At 54.0% G+C, this 15,584-nt stretch carries 11 protein-coding genes and 1 pseudogene; 4 read left to right on the top strand and 8 right to left on the bottom strand.

Annotated elements, in window-relative coordinates; translation table 11 throughout:
- Nucleotides 1-649: 649 nt before the first annotated feature.
- Both CVU69_02860 and corA read left to right on the top strand, forming a co-directional pair.
- Nucleotides 650-2,410, top strand: coding sequence for a radical SAM protein (locus CVU69_02860; GenBank protein ID PKN13257.1), 1,761 nt, complete (start codon nt 650-652; stop codon nt 2,408-2,410).
- A 178-nt stretch (nt 2,411-2,588) separates the two neighbouring features.
- Entirely contained in the window at nt 2,589-3,551 is a 963-nt protein-coding gene (corA, locus tag CVU69_02855) for a magnesium and cobalt transport protein CorA (protein ID PKN13256.1), read from the top strand.
- A 75-nt stretch (nt 3,552-3,626) separates the two neighbouring features.
- Here corA and CVU69_02850 read toward each other — a convergent pair whose 3' ends face one another.
- The 5 genes and pseudogenes from CVU69_02850 to CVU69_02830 all read right to left on the bottom strand — a co-directional run bounded on the left by CVU69_02850 (nt 3,627) and on the right by CVU69_02830 (nt 9,879).
- The gene (locus tag CVU69_02850; protein PKN13255.1) at nt 3,627-5,564 is read right to left on the bottom strand and encodes a pilus assembly protein PilB; all 1,938 of its coding nucleotides are present in this window, start codon (nt 5,562-5,564) and stop codon (nt 3,627-3,629) included.
- A gap of 90 nt (nt 5,565-5,654) precedes the next feature.
- Nucleotides 5,655-6,707, bottom strand: a complete 1,053-nt coding sequence (locus CVU69_02845; GenBank protein PKN13254.1) for a hypothetical protein — start codon at nt 6,705-6,707, stop codon at nt 5,655-5,657.
- Nucleotides 6,708-7,033: 326 nt separating this feature from the next.
- Nucleotides 7,034-7,939, bottom strand: coding sequence for a hypothetical protein (locus CVU69_02840; GenBank protein PKN13253.1), 906 nt, complete (start codon nt 7,937-7,939; stop codon nt 7,034-7,036).
- Nucleotides 7,940-8,532: 593 nt separating this feature from the next.
- Complete coding sequence (locus tag CVU69_02835; GenBank protein ID PKN13252.1) at nt 8,533-8,733, bottom strand: hypothetical protein; 201 nt, start codon at nt 8,731-8,733, stop codon at nt 8,533-8,535.
- 44 nt (nt 8,734-8,777) lie between these two features.
- A pseudogene (locus CVU69_02830) lies at nt 8,778-9,879 on the bottom strand (hypothetical protein).
- 240 nt (nt 9,880-10,119) lie between these two features.
- Between CVU69_02830 and CVU69_02825 the strand changes: the two are divergent.
- Nucleotides 10,120-11,013, top strand: coding sequence for an AAA family ATPase (locus CVU69_02825; protein PKN13251.1), 894 nt, complete (start codon nt 10,120-10,122; stop codon nt 11,011-11,013).
- Nucleotides 11,010-11,900, top strand: a complete 891-nt coding sequence (locus tag CVU69_02820) for a hypothetical protein (protein PKN13250.1) — start codon at nt 11,010-11,012, stop codon at nt 11,898-11,900. Before CVU69_02825 ends, CVU69_02820 begins: the two co-directional genes overlap by 4 nt.
- A gap of 94 nt (nt 11,901-11,994) precedes the next feature.
- Here CVU69_02820 and CVU69_02815 read toward each other — a convergent pair whose 3' ends face one another.
- From CVU69_02815 to CVU69_02805, 3 genes are all read right to left on the bottom strand, one after another.
- Nucleotides 11,995-12,390, bottom strand: a complete 396-nt coding sequence (locus CVU69_02815; GenBank protein ID PKN13249.1) for an 8-oxo-dGTP diphosphatase MutT — start codon at nt 12,388-12,390, stop codon at nt 11,995-11,997.
- A complete protein-coding gene (guaA, locus tag CVU69_02810) occupies nt 12,390-13,949 on the bottom strand; it encodes a GMP synthase (glutamine-hydrolyzing) (protein PKN13248.1) in 1,560 nt (519 codons plus the stop codon). Before guaA ends, CVU69_02815 begins: the two co-directional genes overlap by 1 nt.
- Before the next feature lie 104 nt (nt 13,950-14,053).
- Nucleotides 14,054-15,529 (bottom strand): IMP dehydrogenase, encoded by a 1,476-nt coding sequence (locus CVU69_02805; protein ID PKN13247.1) that lies wholly within the window; start codon nt 15,527-15,529, stop codon nt 14,054-14,056.
- Between the last annotated feature and the right edge of the window lie 55 nt (nt 15,530-15,584).

Here is a 15,584-nt window from a genome sequence, read left to right as displayed (position 1 = left end):
GGTTGGTTTAGATGCTGCTTGATATCCGCATTGTCAACAAACGGACTTCAGCCCAGGAAACAGTGTTATTTTCAACCGAACTTCTATTAGATGTAGAATGACAAAAAGAGAGGACGAGCGATTAACGCCACAAAGGGGGAAAGAGAAAACAGTGAAGATAAATGCCTCCATCAATCCTCCGGAAACAATCGGCAGTGACAAAAATTAATAACAAATACAGATATATGAATATCTCCATCATTTCAGCTCCATGTTTATAACTGATTCTATCCTGTTTATTTTTTTTTGCAAGTGGGGGTGACGCGGAGAAAGTTTGACAGGACAAAACATTAATTTACAACTATCCGGAATCATTTAACCCTGAATTTCAAATACAAAATAAGATAAAATGAAAAATATTTTTATTTTTCACCTTTTTTCGTATTTGGCGGCAATCGGGGCAACAACGGCACCTTTTTGTTCCTGTAGTGAACCGGCTGAATCTAAGGGTACAGGTAGCGTTATCCGCGTTATCCGCGTTATCCGTTTGCCCCCGCTTACAGCTCAAAATTGACTTGTTGTCGATAACGGTATCGGCATTTGACTTTGCCGGTTCAGACTCCCTAAGATAACAGCACGATTCCTTACTCTTCCCCACTTCAGGAGCTGCATGTCCCGTAAACTGCTCGATAAAGCCCATCGCCGCCTTGCTGCTGAAAAGGGTGGCGTCATTCATCCCCAAGGCGGGCGCCTGTCAGTAGCCTTGATCTATCCCAACCGCTACAGCCACGCCATGAGCAACCTCGGTTTTCTCACTGTCCATCACCTCCTCAATGCGCGGGAGGACACCCTCTGCGAACGCTTTTTCCTCCCTGATCCTGAGGATATCGTTGAACACCAAAAGACCGGCTGCCCCCTTTTCTCCCTCGAGTCAGGGCGACTGCTCGCTGATTTCGACCTTATTGCGGTCTCCCTCTCCTTTGAGAACGATGCCCTCCATCTGCCGCTCATCCTCGAACTCGGCCGCATCCCCTTGTGGTCAAAAGAACGCGGCGCCGATGCTCCCCTCCTCCTCTGCGGCGGTGTCTGCGCATTTCTCAATCCCGAACCCTTTGCGGAGATTTTCGATCTCTTTGCCGTCGGCGAGGCCGAAGTGCTCCTGGCGCCCCTGCTTTCCACCCTGCACAATAACGACAACTCTTCACGACCGGAGTTGCTGCAACGTCTGGCTGTTGTCCCCGGCCTCTACGTCCCGGCCCTTTACGACATCGGTTACAACGCGGATGGCACCATCGCCGCCCTGACACCGCAACCGCCAGCCCCGGCGCAGGTAGAGCGACAATGGCTGGCAGATCTCGATTCCAGCGAATGTCGCTCCTTTATCGTCACCGAGGAAGCGGAGTTTTCCGGGATGGCGCTCACCGAAATCTCGCGCGGCTGTTCGCGCGGCTGCCGCTTCTGCGCCGCCGGCTTCATCTTTCTCCCTCCCCGGGAGCGCAGCCTGGAACAGCTCACCGGCCAGCTCGAATGCGGTCTGCGCCAGCACCGCAAGCAGGGACTGGTCGGGGCAGCAGTCTCGGATTACAGCGATTTTGCCGGTTTGAGCGAAGTCATTCATCAGCGCGAGGGAACCCTTTCGCCGGCAAGCCTGCGCATTGACGCCATCGACGCCGCCACGGCGCAGGCGCTCGCAACCTCGGGACACCGCACCGCCACCCTTGCCCCGGAAGCGGGGAGCCAGCGGATGCGCGATCTCATCAACAAGGGGATCAACGAAACGCAGATCCTCGCCGCTACCCGTCACCTTGCCGAAGCCGGAATCCTCAATCTCAAACTTTACTTCCTTATCGGCCTGCCGACCGAAAGCGAGGAAGATATTGCGGCCATATTGGAATTGACGACGCAGATCCGCACCATCTGGGTGGAGGAAGGGAAGAAACGCGGACGTCTCGGCAGCATCACCCTTTCGGTCAATCCCTTTGTCCCCAAACCCTTCACCCCGCTGCAATGGGCGGCGATGCTCGATGAAAAGGGGCTGGAGAGAAGCATCCGCACCTTGCGCAGCGCTATTGCCCGCCTGGCGAATTGCGAACTGAATGTCGAATCTCCCCGCGCCGCCCTCCTTCAAGGTTTTCTCGCCCGCGGCGACCGGCGCGTCGGCGCCGCCATCCCGCTGTTGGCGTCCGGCAAAAATCTGCGCGCCACCTGCCGCGAGCTGGATCTCGATCCCGCTTTCTATCTCAGCCGCGAGCGGGGTGAGAACGAAATCCTCCCCTGGGAGGTGATCGACTGCGGCGTGTCGCGCCGCCACCTCTGGAGCGAATACCAGCGCGCCATCGCCGGACGGCTCAGTCCCCGCTGCGCCGCCGGTTGCAGCCGTTGCGGGGTGTGTGGGCGAAAGGACTCATCATCCCAAACCTCCGGGGGCTAAAGGGGTTTGCGGTGGCTGGTTAGTTATTCCAAGTTGACCCGCCGCGTCGTTTGTTCTAATCTATGCGGACATTTCCCGATGAATCAATACCGGGGCAGAGCTCCACGCGACCAGAAGCGACGAAGCGGAGACTGCCCTTTGTCACGTCTATGCTGTTTATCAACACAGGAACATCTTTATGCTGCGTGCCTTCAACTTTCAAGATAACCGGGTCAACGAGATTCGCTTTGCCGGCGAAGAGCTCGCGGAGACCATCACCGCTGCCACCTGGATCGACGTTCTCGATCCGACCGAGGAAGAGCGGGATCAGCTCGAACAGTATCTGCGGACGGAACTCCCCGAATCAGACGACGTCGGAGAGATCGAATCATCAGCCCGCTACTTTATTGACGGCGCCGGACTGCACGTCCACTCCCTCTTCCTCGGCCAGAGCGAAGGCCGCCACATCAATGTAACGGTCGCCTTTATCCTCCAACCCGACCGCCTGATCTCCCTCCGCGATGAGGATTCCCCCGATTTCCGGCTGTTGCGCATGCGCGTCCGCCGCGGACAGATTGAAGCGAGCAGCCCCCTGGAATTCCTCCTCTCGATCTTCGAAAACAAGGTCGAAAATCTCGCGGATATTTTGGAAGATATTCATCGGGAACTGGAAAAGGTCAGCGAGATGGTTCTGGAGGAAGCGGAAGGGGCGGAAGGTCATCTGGAGGAAGCGATCGGCGATCTCGCCCGTTACGAGAACAGTAACGGAAAAGTCCGCCTGTGCTTGATGGATACGCAGCGCTCAATCTCCTTTTTACAGAAACACCAGCGCTACTCGGCCGATCACTTTGCCGCAGCCAGCGATATCCTCCGCGATGTGGAAAGTCTCCTGTCCCATACGACCTTCCTCTTTGAAAAGATCAACTTTTTGATGGACGCGGCGCAGGGTTTTATCAACATCGAACAGAATAAAGTCATCAAGATCTTTTCGATTGCTGCGGTGGTCTTTCTGCCGCCTACCATGGTGGCAAGCATCTATGGCATGAACTTTCAAGCCTTTCCCGAGCTGCAATGGCAATTCGGTTATCTCTGGGCGCTGGGGCTGATGCTGATCTCCGGCATTGCGCCGTACTGGTACTTCAAACGCAAGGGCTGGTTGTAATCCCAGCGGTTGCCAAAAATCACTTAAATAATAGCTTTGGCTCGACAAGCTCACCGTAAACGTGCCGGAGCTATTTTACTTGATGCACACTCTCCGCACTTCATGTATATCCGTCAGGCCCTTAAACACCTTAAGGATACCATCCTGCTTGAGAGTAGTCATACCATCACACTTTGCTTGTTCAAGGACACTGTCCGTGTCGGCTCGCCTCTTGATAAGTCCCTTGAGCTTGGGGGTACACTCCAGCACCTCATAAATACCCGACCTGCCACGGTATCCGGAATGACCACAGCGATCACAACCGACAGCCCTTGACATGTTGATATCATCCCGTCCAAGCCCGGTAGAGGCAAAATCAGCACGACCGTACTCCTCGATCAACTCGTCGACCTCAGCCTCCTCCGGCTGGAAACTCTCCATACATTCGTCACAGAGACGTCGCACCAATCTCTGGGCCATAACACACAGCAACGAGTCAGAAAATCCATAGGGGTCAAGCCCCATTTCCAGAAGACGTGTCACAGTCTCGGGAGCCGAATTTGTATGTAAAGTTGAAAAAACCAGGTGACCTGTTAATGAGGCTTCAATGGCAATGCTGGCCGTCTCTTCATCACGCATCTCGCCTACCATAATAACATCCGGATCAAGCCGCAAAAAAGATCGCAGAGCCGCAGCAAAGGTAAATCCAATGCGTGGATTGACCTGTACCTGACGCAATCCGGATTGTGTAATCTCAACCGGATCCTCTGCTGTCCAAATCTTCCGGGTACTCTGATTGATGATTGCAAGGCCGGAATGAAGAGTGGTTGTCTTGCCCGATCCGGTCGGTCCTACAAGAAGAATAAGCCCATATGGGCTTTTGATAGCATTATCAAAAACCTGCAAGTCACGATTTGATAGTCCCAGTTGATGAAATGAAATCAGGTCACCGCTAGTGAGCACACGGATGACCACATCTTCAAGGCCGCCAACCGTTGGCATTGTGGCTACGCGCAAATCAATGTTCAACGGTCCGAATTTTTTAAAATCGATCTTGCCGTCCTGAGGTTTGCGGCGTTCAGCAATATCCAGTTCAGCCATGATTTTTATTCGAGATGGTATGGCGAACTTGTATTTGTACGGGATCTGCTGATAGATGGAGCACTGTCCATCAATACGAGTGCGAACAATGATATCCTTCTTTCCCGGATACGGTTCTATGTGAATGTCGGACGCTTTGCTCATATAAGCATCATAGACGATTTTGTTGACCAACTTGACAATGACACTATCCTTTTCAGTAACCTTTTTGATCTCTTCTTCAACCTCTGGCTCTTCGTTGGCAGACATTCTGCTGAGCAATTTATCAATACTGTCTGGAACGATATCCAGATTAACCTCTTCAAATGCTGAAGGAATACTGCCTGCAATGTCAGAATTATAGAGACGCTTCAGTGCGGAATAGATGCTGGTTTGCGTTGCAATGGCCGGAATGATTCTAAGGCGAATGCCGTCTTCCAGTTCCCTGATGACATGAGTACTAAGAGGCGCCGCCATTGCCAGAGTGAGAGTGTTGCCAATTTTTGAAATAGGCACCATCATCTGTTTTTGGGCATAGATGGCACTGATGTACTGAGCGAGGGAAACATCCAGATCAATGTTCTTGAGCGATACAAAGGGTAGATCATACTGACTGGAAACGGCACGGGCCATCTGCTCCTCATCAATATATCCAAGTTTAAGAAGAGCTTTTTCGATGGGAATGTCGTTTTGCTTACTTATTTGTCGTGCATGTGAAAGCTTCTGCTGATTTATCACTTCTCCCTTCAGGAAAATATCTGTCAGCATGAGCCGCTTGTTTTTTTGATCAAGAACAAAACTGAGGTCGCTCTCCTTGACAAAGCCAAGCTTGCAGAGCAATTGACCAATCGGTAGATCGGGAAAAATCTTCTGCAGATCAAGCGCTTCCTGCAAATGCTCAACAGAGATCAGTTTCTGCTCAAGCAGCAACTCACCGACTTTTTTTTCGCTCATACTAAACAACTCCACATATGTATTTACTGCTCAAAATATAAACGCCCGAACCTAAGCACGAGCGTTGCTAGCAGAAATCCATAAATTCTTTCATTTGGTAACGATGATATATCCATTCTCCGAAAAAAGATCAAGAATGACACGATCCAACTCAAGATTGGTCAGGAAGATGCCTGCGCCAGGGTAATCAGGGCTCTCAAGCTTGATGCCGGTCATATGAAGTGAAAAGTTGGCCTTCTGGTCAAAATTTATTTCATGCTGGGCATAGATGCCAGGGATTCGCAAGCCGTTCAAAAGTTTCTCGGACACCTTGCGGAAATCGTCCTTTGCTTCCAAAATTACAACCCGATAACCTTTGGTCTCCAGAATTCGATACAGGGTATACGTTACAGGGTCGCCATCGAAATTAGTTACAAAATAACGCCGTCCTTCATGCTCAAAATAGCGTTCCGCCTTTACCGAAAGGAAAATGCCGTTATTATCTGCAGCAAATACATCCAGGGTTCGGTCCTTATCCGGTACAATGGAAATGGATGAAAGCAGGGCATCAATAATATCAGACTGTATTTTTGAGGTTACCTGGAGCAGTCGACCGGTCGTAAAAGTGACAGGTTTGGGAGAAGAAAAGGGTTCCTTCACCACAAAGCCCTCTTTTTTCAGGAACTCGCTGATAACTATCGGAAAAGAGTTAAGACCTGCATTCATCAACAAGATATCCTGATTGAAGACACTCTCTGGAGCCTTCTCTATTTTAAAATCAGAGTGAATCGTCAGCCTAGGGTCTGAGCCAAAATCCATACTGAAGTTTTCTTCAACAGAATAGAACCCCGCAGAATTGAACATAGCCGAAAGAAAGCGTTTCCGATTAAGTGGAGATTCAGAAACAATTCGAATCGAGGGATCTTTTTCCGAGATCAAAGATTTTACCAGAGGTGGGATTGAAACATTCTTGTCGACCAGGATTTTGCCATTATTCATAGCGGCATAAATCGGATAACGTTGAGGATCGAAGGTCAGGGAATACAAAGAGGATTGAAAAATAATCGATTTTTGATCAACCGAGGGTGGTAGCATTTTGTCCCAGAATTGACGGAACTGGACGTCAGCCACCTGTTCGGAATCTTCGGTATTCGGAGGTTCCAACCGTAAAATCTGTCCTCCTGCCCGGGTAGTCTTCCCCTCACTGGCAGAAGAAGATTTAGCCTTACGGTGACCGGCAGGTTGTCTACCGGAGTCCAATGGTTTTATTGCTGTTGCAGAAACACCTAAAGTCCGGGGGTCGAGTTCAAATCTGGCATCCATTGCGGCATAAACTGGCAGCACTGTAAACATCATGAATAAACCGGACACAAGTATCATGGCCCCATAATATCGGTCTGAATGAAACATAAAACTCCTCATAAATTTAAACACTCATAGCAATATAACGTATCAGGAACAAGCATTAACACCCGGACTAAAAACTTTCATCAGTCAAGCGAAACAACAAATGCATGCACCGCAGATTCTTTACGATAAATTAACAGATCTGACTTCGGAGTTACGGTAGCACGTGAAACTTGAAATCCAAATTGTTGTTCATGCGATGAAATACTGTATTCATCGGTACCGGTAAGTTCAATCAAAATTGTTTTCAATCTTGATTCGCTAATCACATGGCCATTAGTTGCCAGCATCTGTACTGCCTTGATCTTGCCATTAGAAAGAAATACCCGAAATTCAGAACCAGTTCCGACATAACGCTCCCAGCCAGGATTTTGAAGCGCAAATGCCTGGTCATGTCCTGCAAGTGGTATGAATGAGGGTAATACATCCGTTTTCGGCCGTTGTGTTGATGATATGTCCTGAGCCAGCGGGGCCACTGCCACAGGCGCAGGGGTATTAGACTGGGTCGATTCTTTAACAACGGTTTTTTCCGGATGAGATGTCAGTTTGAACAGATACCAGCCCACTCCAATCAAGCCCAGTATCACCGCCAGCGCAATGACCTGATATTTTTTTCTGGCGATTACCTTCTTCAATTGATCCAGAGCTGATGTCGTGAACAGCCATGGCGCTTCCGTGGAAGCTTCAGATTCAACAGTCTCCGGCAACTGATCATCGTTATCAAAAATCTCTTCCCGATTCGAGAAGCTGTATTCCTCGAAGCTGAAGCTATCCGCATTAACGCGCTGCCCCTCAGGACCGTCGAGTGTGGGCATAATATCGGGGACATTTTCTTTGGGAAGAACATAAAACTGCTGCCATTGTGCTCCCAGAAACAATTTAAGAGTCGCATGAATGTCTGCCAACAGTTTTGAATTGTCCTGTGATAGATCGATCAGATGATTGCAGAGTCCCTTGATTGGCTTGGCCTTGGGGTTACCATCATGCATAGAGATAAATGAGGGGGCGCCTGAACCAAGAAGCAATTGGATATGGCGAGCAACACTCTCGCCTGTCACGCCGGCAATCCGGTCCTGAATAAAAACCAAGGCGGCTCGTTTATCGAACACTTCTTTCAAGCCAATATCAAAGTTGCCAACAACATCGATCTTGATCTTAAGTGAAGGCTGGAGAGCTTTTCTGAGGATATCTATCTTGGGATGACTCGATATGAATAATATATTTAACATAATGGCCCTTTTGTAGCTTGTCCCGACTTAGTCGGAATTGTAATCTCGGGCCGGGATTCTCCTCCCCGTCCCCGTTATGCCGGCCGATTCGAAAGTATAAAACCGCCCAAACAACAGACGGTCGCCAAGCGGTTCATGAATTTATCATTCTAAAATCGCATCGTTACCCCCCTGCCAGATCAAGAGGTTCCGATTCTTATTGAATTTTCATCCATTGTCAAAGGAAATCTTTATGATCCCATACGCCTGCTTCGTAGCCGCCGATTCCAAACGCAGATGATCTTCAGTCTCACCCTGGCCCTCCTTTAGGCCCTGCGGGTCCTCATGGAAAGGGAACGTATAAAGCCCTTCCTTTAATGCAGCCCCGGCGTCGCACAGAGCAGACAAACAGCCTGCAGTTCGTATAGACCGCTCTCGGCATGATAGACGGCCCTGGCCTGCAGATGCTTCGGGCACGTCACCATGTAACACTGCGCACAGGCCTGCGCCTCACCTCGTCCCGTAGCATCACAGATATGACAGATCCACGGACTGCTTTCCCCGCATTCATCCATCCCGCAACTCCTGTTCAAACAACCGACCTTCGCCTTAGGATTGGTTACTGGTACTGAATATAAACCGGCTGCGGATGAAGCTGCAGAATTTCCGGGGGAGTGAGAAGAGGATCCCCCTTCTTGGTATCGTTGTGATAAAAGAGTTTGAAACCGGTAAACTGCACCGGTTCCTGGACAATGTAATCCTTGTAGGTATCGCGCTTCAGCCACGGCGCCCCCCAGCCATCCATATGCATAACCACCTGCACCTCCGGTCGCAGCACTATCTTGTCGGCATTGCTCACTCCCTTGCGGGTAAAACGATGCACTGTCAGCACCTTGGGGGGGAGGTTGTAGGTCTTGACCAGTCCCGCCAAATACCCGGTGACATAATTGATGTCGGCGGCATCGTAGGTGCCAACCTTCTTCCCCGGCACCACCCCACTGGCGATCAAATTAAACTCGGGATCGATGCCGAGGTGGACATCGGGATTTTTGAGTAGCCACTCAAAGCGCGGCAAGATGACGCGAATATCGTCATGACCGGTCTGAATGTCGATAAACATCACCGCATTGGCCTCTTTGGCCCAACCGTAGACGCGATTCACCACCTCGTCGGGCATGACCATCCGGTACTTGCCGGCCTTCCCCGGCTCCGGCTGAGCCACCACCGCGATCAGATGCAGGGCCGGCTGCACCGGTTTGGTCGGATCCGCTTCCTCCCAGCGCAGCACTTCGTTATTCAGACGGCGTAACATGTCACCCTTCTCAAATTCACCGAGCGCCCCCATCCGCTTCGAAAGGGGGTTGCCATAATAAGCGACAATCCGTTTTTCCGGCAGGATCGCCCCCGGCAACGGTTCGGCATCAACAACCGGCCAGCCACAACTTTTGGCATAATCGGGATCTTCGCCGGCGCGATACTTGGTCTTCAGCGCCGGCGCCGGGACAACCACAGGAGCAGGGGGAGGAATGACAACAGGGGGGGACGCGGGTACCGGCGGGGCAGTGATCGCCGGCACCGGTGCCGGTTCCGGCACTTTCTCTTGACGATCGCAAGCCGGGAGAGCGAGGAGGAACACCAGCACGGAGAGAACATGGATCAGGGGACGGGAAGTAGCAGGTTTCACAAAAACTCCTGAGGAACGGTGGCGTTACGGTTGCGATAATTTACCATAAATAACAGATTGCGGTGCACAGCAATAACACAAGACCGCGATAAAATCAGCAAGGAAGCGTCCACCCAAATAACAACTTTTGACAATTTTTGGTTTGACAGCATCCCCGAGGCTGACGTATACACAAGACCCTGATTATACGTATTTTTCAATGAGTTAACCATGCTTCATCCAACTCTGCACCGGACTGCCCGCTCACTCCATTTCCCGCTAAAGAGAGAAGATTCCCATGCTCAGCCTCAAACCGGAAGTTGTCGCCCAGATCGAACGTGTCCTCAGCTCGGTAGAAATGCTCCTGCCCAAAGCCGTCAACAAAGTTGACTGGTCGACCTGTCATGCCGCCAACTGGCGTCGCCACTCCTTCTCCGGCTATCTCGAACCGGTCAAGGTCACCGACACCACGACCATGGACGAACTCCTTGGCGTCGACAAACAGAAAGAGATCATGGACAGCAACACCCGGCAGTTTCTGGCCGGATTCCCGGCGAACAACGCCCTCCTCTGGGGCTCGCGCGGCACCGGCAAATCGTCCCTGGTCAAGGCCCTCCTCAATGCTTATGCAGCGCAGGGCCTGCGCATCGTTCAGGTGGAGAAGGAGGATTTGATCTATATCTCCGACATCTTCAACGCCGTCGAGAATGAGCCGTATCGCTTCATCCTCCTTTGCGACGACCTCACCTTTGAAGCGGGCGAACTCACCTACAAACTCCTGAAAAGTGCCCTCGACGGGTCGGTCTACTCCGCCCCGGAGAATGTGCTGATCTACGTCACTTCGAACCGCCGCTACCTCATCCCCGAATTCGAAAGTGACAACCTCGGCAATCGCTTCGTCAATAACGAAAATCAGCCGGGCGAAGTCATGGAAGAGAAGCAGTCTCTCTCCGACCGCTTCGGCCTGTGGATCCCTTTCCATATCTTTTCGCAGGAACGCTACCTTGATGCCGTGCGTCTCTGCATCGAGCGCGAAAGTCGGGCGAGAAAGATCACCATCCCCTGGAGCCAGGAACTCGAAGAAGCGGCGATGAACTGGTCGCACGAAAAGACCAAACGCTGCGGACGGACCGCCTTCCAGTTCAGTAAAAACTGGATCGGTCGCTACCTCCTTGCCCGGATGCCGAAGTGAACGAAGCGACGGCGCCACCCCTTGCCCTCACCGTCCAGCAAGGGGAGGAACATCTCCCCTTGCTGGTGCTGTTGCAGCGCCGTATCCCCCTGGCTCCGGCGAGTTATCTGCGGCAACTCCTGCGCCAGGGGAAGGTTTGCCGCGGAGAGCAGATCCTCAACGCTGAAGCCCGTCTGCCGATAGGCGCCCGCATCCTCCTCCCCGAGAGCAAGCGCCTGCGCGATCTGCTGGCGATGACGACCCTGCAGATCCTTTTCGAAACCCGCGATCTCCTCATCGTCGCCAAACCGCCGGGGCTGGCGGTCCACGCCAGTGAAGGGCATGAAGCTGACAATCTCACCGCCCGCTGTCAGGAACTCCTCAAGCACCGCGGCGACCGCTTCTCCATCGCCCCGGTGCATCGTCTCGATCTTGAAACCAGCGGTCCCCTCCTCTTCGGCAAAGGGAAGGCGGCCTGCAGCGCCCTCGGCAAACTCTTCATGGACGACCAGGTTGAAAAGTCCTATCTTGCCCTGGTTCAGGGAGAGATGAGCGGAGAGCAATCGTTGCAAGGATTGGTTCCGGCCAAGGGCAAGCTGAAGAACGCCCGCACCGACGTGCGCACCCTGGCGAGTAACGGCACGGCGACGCTCCTGGAGATCCGCCTGCACAGCGGCCGCCAGCACCAGATTCGCCGCCAGCTTGCCGAGATCGGCCACCCCCTCTTTGGCGACAAACGCTACGGCGGCCCCTACCCCTCCGACCTCCCCCGCCTCTTCCTTCATTGTCACCGCCTCGCTTTTCTCGATCCCTGCAGCGGTAAACCGATCAATTGCGAAGTGCCGCTTCCGGCGGATCTGGCGGGTTATCTGGAGAAATGTGGCATCGTCCTCCCTGACCATACCTAAACCAAAAAGAGCGATTTTAATCACGGAAATCCGCAACTAAAATCGCTCTAAACTTTTCTCCTGCCAGGGCTGACCGATCGGTCGCCTAACCCTTTTATCCCCGCGCCAGATAATCCCTGAGCACCGGCATATCCGCCGCCGCCCAATCTAACCCCAGAACATCTCCCGGCGCCAACCAGCGCATCGCTGCATGTTCGCGCAGCACAATCTCCGTCGTTGCCAACTGACAGACAAACGGATAAAGGGTGACGCTGAAATCCGGATAGTGATGGGTCGATGTCGAAAGCGCCGTCCCGATCTCGACGAGAACCTCCATCTCCTCCCGCAGTTCCCGGTGCAAACACTCTTCCGGCGACTCCCCTGCTTCGATCTTGCCGCCGGGAAACTCCCATTTGAGCGGCAGACTCATCGTGGCGCTACGCTGGGCAGCAAGGAGGAGACCGGCCTTTTCGATCAGCGCGCAAGCGACATGATGGTGGCGCCGCGTCACTACTCCCACTCGATGGTGGCCGGCGGCTTGCTGGAGATATCGTAGACAACGCGATTGATACCGCGCACTTCGTTGATAATCCGCGAGCTGATCCGCGCCAGATCTTCATAGGGCATCGGATACCAGCCGGCGGTCATGAAGTCCTTGGTCTCGACCGCCCGCAACGCCACGACATATTCGTAAGTGCGGCCATCCCCCATGACGCCGACGCTCTTCACCGGCAGAAAGACGGCAAAGGCCTGACTGATCTTTTCGTAGTGGCCGGAGGCATAAAGTTCCTCGATATAGATGGCGTCGGCATGGCGGAGGATATCGGCATATTCTTTGTTGACCGCGCCGAGAATGCGCACCCCGAGGCCGGGTCCGGGGAAGGGGTGGCGCCAGACCATACGATGCGGCAGGCCGAGCTCTTCGCCGATGGCGCGGACTTCATCCTTGAAGAGTTCGCGCAGCGGTTCGAGAAGCTTTAGTGTCATGTGCTCAGGGAGGCCGCCGACATTATGGTGGCTCTTGATGTTGTGCGCCTTGCCGGTCTTGGCGCCGGCCGATTCGATGACATCGGGGTAGATCGTCCCCTGCGCCAGCCACTTGGCATCGGCGATCTTCTTCGATTCGGCCTCGAAGATCTCGACAAAAAGCCGGCCGATGATCTTGCGCTTCTTCTCCGGGTCAGCCTCGCCGGCGAGCTCGTCCAGGAAAAGGCCTTCGGCGTCGACGCGGATGACCTTGACGCCAAGGCTCTCGGCAAAGGTCGCCATGACCTGATCTCCTTCGCCGAGACGGAGGAGACCGTTGTCGACAAAGACGCAGGTCAGTTGTGCACCGATGGCGCGATGAATCAGGGCGGCGGCAACGGAAGAATCGACGCCGCCGGACAGGCCGAGGATGACGTGATCGCTGCCGACCTGGGCGCGAATCCGCTCGATAGCATCTTCGATGATCTGCCCCGGTGTCCACAGGCCGTTGCAGCCGCAGATCTTGCGGACAAAGGTATCGAGGAGGGCTTCACCACGCGGAGTATGATTCACCTCGGGATGGAACTGCACACCGTAGAGGCGGCGGGCCGGGTTCTGAATAGCGCAGACCGGGGCATTGGCGGTGCCGGCGACAATCTCGAAACCGGCCGGGACCACCTCGACATGATCGCCGTGACTCATCCACACCGGGCTCTTTCCTTCAACAAAGAAGTTGTCGAAGAGCGTATCCGGCATCCCCTCTGCCAGGAGTTCGGCGTGACCGAATTCGCGCTTGCCGGCGGGGACGACCTGGCCGCCGAAGTGGCGGGCCATGAGCTGCATGCCGTAACAGATCCCGAGGACCGGCACGCCGAGTTCAAAGAGTTCCTCAGCCACGGCCGGAGCCCCCTCCTCGTAAACCGACTTCGGCCCGCCGGAGAGAATGATCCCGCTCGGCGCAAATGCGCGGATCTCGGCCATCGTCATATCGAAGGGATGAAGCTCGCAAAAGACATGGGCTTCACGCACACGCCGGGCAATGAGCTGGGTGTACTGGGAACCGAAATCGAGGATGAGGATCTTTTCGCTATGGATGTCGGACATGGGGAGGGCCTATAGATGCGTAGGGGCGCAGCGTGCTGCGCCCGATTTTGTTGTGTGGGTCACGAAAAAGGGCGCAGCACGCTGCGCCCCTACGGAAGAATCTACTACGAGGGCTTTTCGACCCGGTAGTTGGGCGCTTCCTGGGTGATCGTCACATCGTGGACATGCGACTCACGCAGGCCGGCGTTGGTGATGCGCATAAACTGCGCCTTCTCCTGCAACTCCTTGAGGGTGGCGCAGCCGGTGTAACCCATGCCGGCGCGGAGGCCGCCGAGGAGCTGGTGGATGTTGGTCGAGAGACTGCCGCGCGAGGGGACCCGTCCTTCGATCCCTTCCGGGACGAGCTTGACGTCACTCTCGACATCCTCCTGGAAGTAACGATCCTTGCTCCCCTGCTTCATCGCTCCCATGCTCCCCATGCCGCGATAGGACTTGTAGGTGCGCCCCTGGAAGAGGATCGTCTCGCCCGGCGATTCGTCGGTGCCGGCAAAGAGGGAGCCGATCATGATGACATTGGCGCCGGCGGCAATCGCCTTGGGGAGTTCACCGGAATATTTGATGCCGCCATCGGCAATCAGCGTCACGCCCGCCTTGCGGGTGGCACGGGCGACGTCGGAGATGGCGGTAATCTGCGGCACGCCGACCCCGGCCACGACCCGGGTGGTGCAGATCGAGCCAGGACCGATTCCGACCTTGACCGCATCCGCCCCGGCCTTGATCAACGCTTCAGCCGCGTCACCGGTGGCGATATTGCCGGCAATAATCGAAACCTCGGGGAAGCAGGCCTTGAGGCGGCGCACCCCCTCGATGACCCCCTGTGAATGGCCGTGCGCGGTATCGATGACCAGCACATCAACCCCGGCGCGAATCAGCGCTTCCGCCCGCTCTTCCATATCAGCGGTCGGGCCGACCGCGGCACCGACGCGGAGACGGCCGAAGGAGTCCTTGCAGGCATGAGGATATTTTTTAACCTTCTCGATATCCTTGATGGTAATCAACCCTTTGAGATAACGATCCTTATCAACGACCAGCAGCTTCTCGACCCGGGTGTGCTTGAGATGTTCACGGGCTTCATCGAGAGTTGTCCCGACCGGAACAGTGACGAGATTGCGCTTGGTCATGCGCTCGGAGATCGGCAGATCAAAGTTGGTTTCGAATCGCAGGTCGCGGTTGGTAAGGATACCGAGGAGCTTCCCTTTGGCATTGGTGATCGGCACCCCGGAAATCCGGTATTTCGCCATCATTTCGAGAGCATCGCGAATCTTCTGGGTCGGGCGCATGGTAATCGGGTCGACGATCATCCCGGATTCACTCTTCTTGACCTTGTCGACCTCATGCGCCTGGTCGAGGATGCTGAGATTCTTGTGGATAATCCCCATCCCCCCTTCCCGTGCCATGGTAATGGCGGTGCGGGCTTCGGTGACGGTATCCATCGCCGCCGAGAGGAGGGGTATATTCAATTTGATCTGCGGAGTCAGCCAGGTGGAGAGGTCGGCATCCTTGGGGAGGATGATCGAGTGGGCGGGAATGAGGAGGACGTCGTCAAAGGTTAAACCTTCGCGAATCTCGGAAACAAGCATGCGGATCTCCTTGTGCTGGGAGGTTGCGGCGGGAGGAAATAATCGGTGACCTTAT

This window comes from Deltaproteobacteria bacterium HGW-Deltaproteobacteria-4, from assembly GCA_002841765.1.
In the GTDB taxonomy this organism is placed as follows: Bacteria; Desulfobacterota; Desulfuromonadia; order Desulfuromonadales; family UBA2197; genus UBA2197.
Note: the sequence above shows the minus strand (reverse complement) of the source record. Positions and strands in the feature narration are given on the sequence as shown.

Bases quoted from the DNA above. Each gene is read 5' to 3' on its own strand.
- CVU69_02860 (PKN13257.1), top strand. From the start codon at position 650: ATGTCCCGTAAACTGCTCGATAAAGCCCATCGCCGCCTTGCTGCTGAA.
- corA (PKN13256.1), top strand. From the start codon at position 2,589: ATGCTGCGTGCCTTCAACTTTCAAGATAACCGGGTCAACGAGATTCGC.
- CVU69_02850 (PKN13255.1), bottom strand. From the start codon at position 5,564: ATGAGCGAAAAAAAAGTCGGTGAGTTGCTGCTTGAGCAGAAACTGATC.
- CVU69_02840 (PKN13253.1), bottom strand. From the start codon at position 7,939: ATGCATGATGGTAACCCCAAGGCCAAGCCAATCAAGGGACTCTGCAAT.
- CVU69_02835 (PKN13252.1), bottom strand. From the start codon at position 8,733: ATGGATGAATGCGGGGAAAGCAGTCCGTGGATCTGTCATATCTGTGAT.
- CVU69_02825 (PKN13251.1), top strand. From the start codon at position 10,120: ATGCTCAGCCTCAAACCGGAAGTTGTCGCCCAGATCGAACGTGTCCTC.
- guaA (PKN13248.1), bottom strand. From the start codon at position 13,949: ATGTCCGACATCCATAGCGAAAAGATCCTCATCCTCGATTTCGGTTCC.
- CVU69_02805 (PKN13247.1), bottom strand. From the start codon at position 15,529: ATGCTTGTTTCCGAGATTCGCGAAGGTTTAACCTTTGACGACGTCCTC.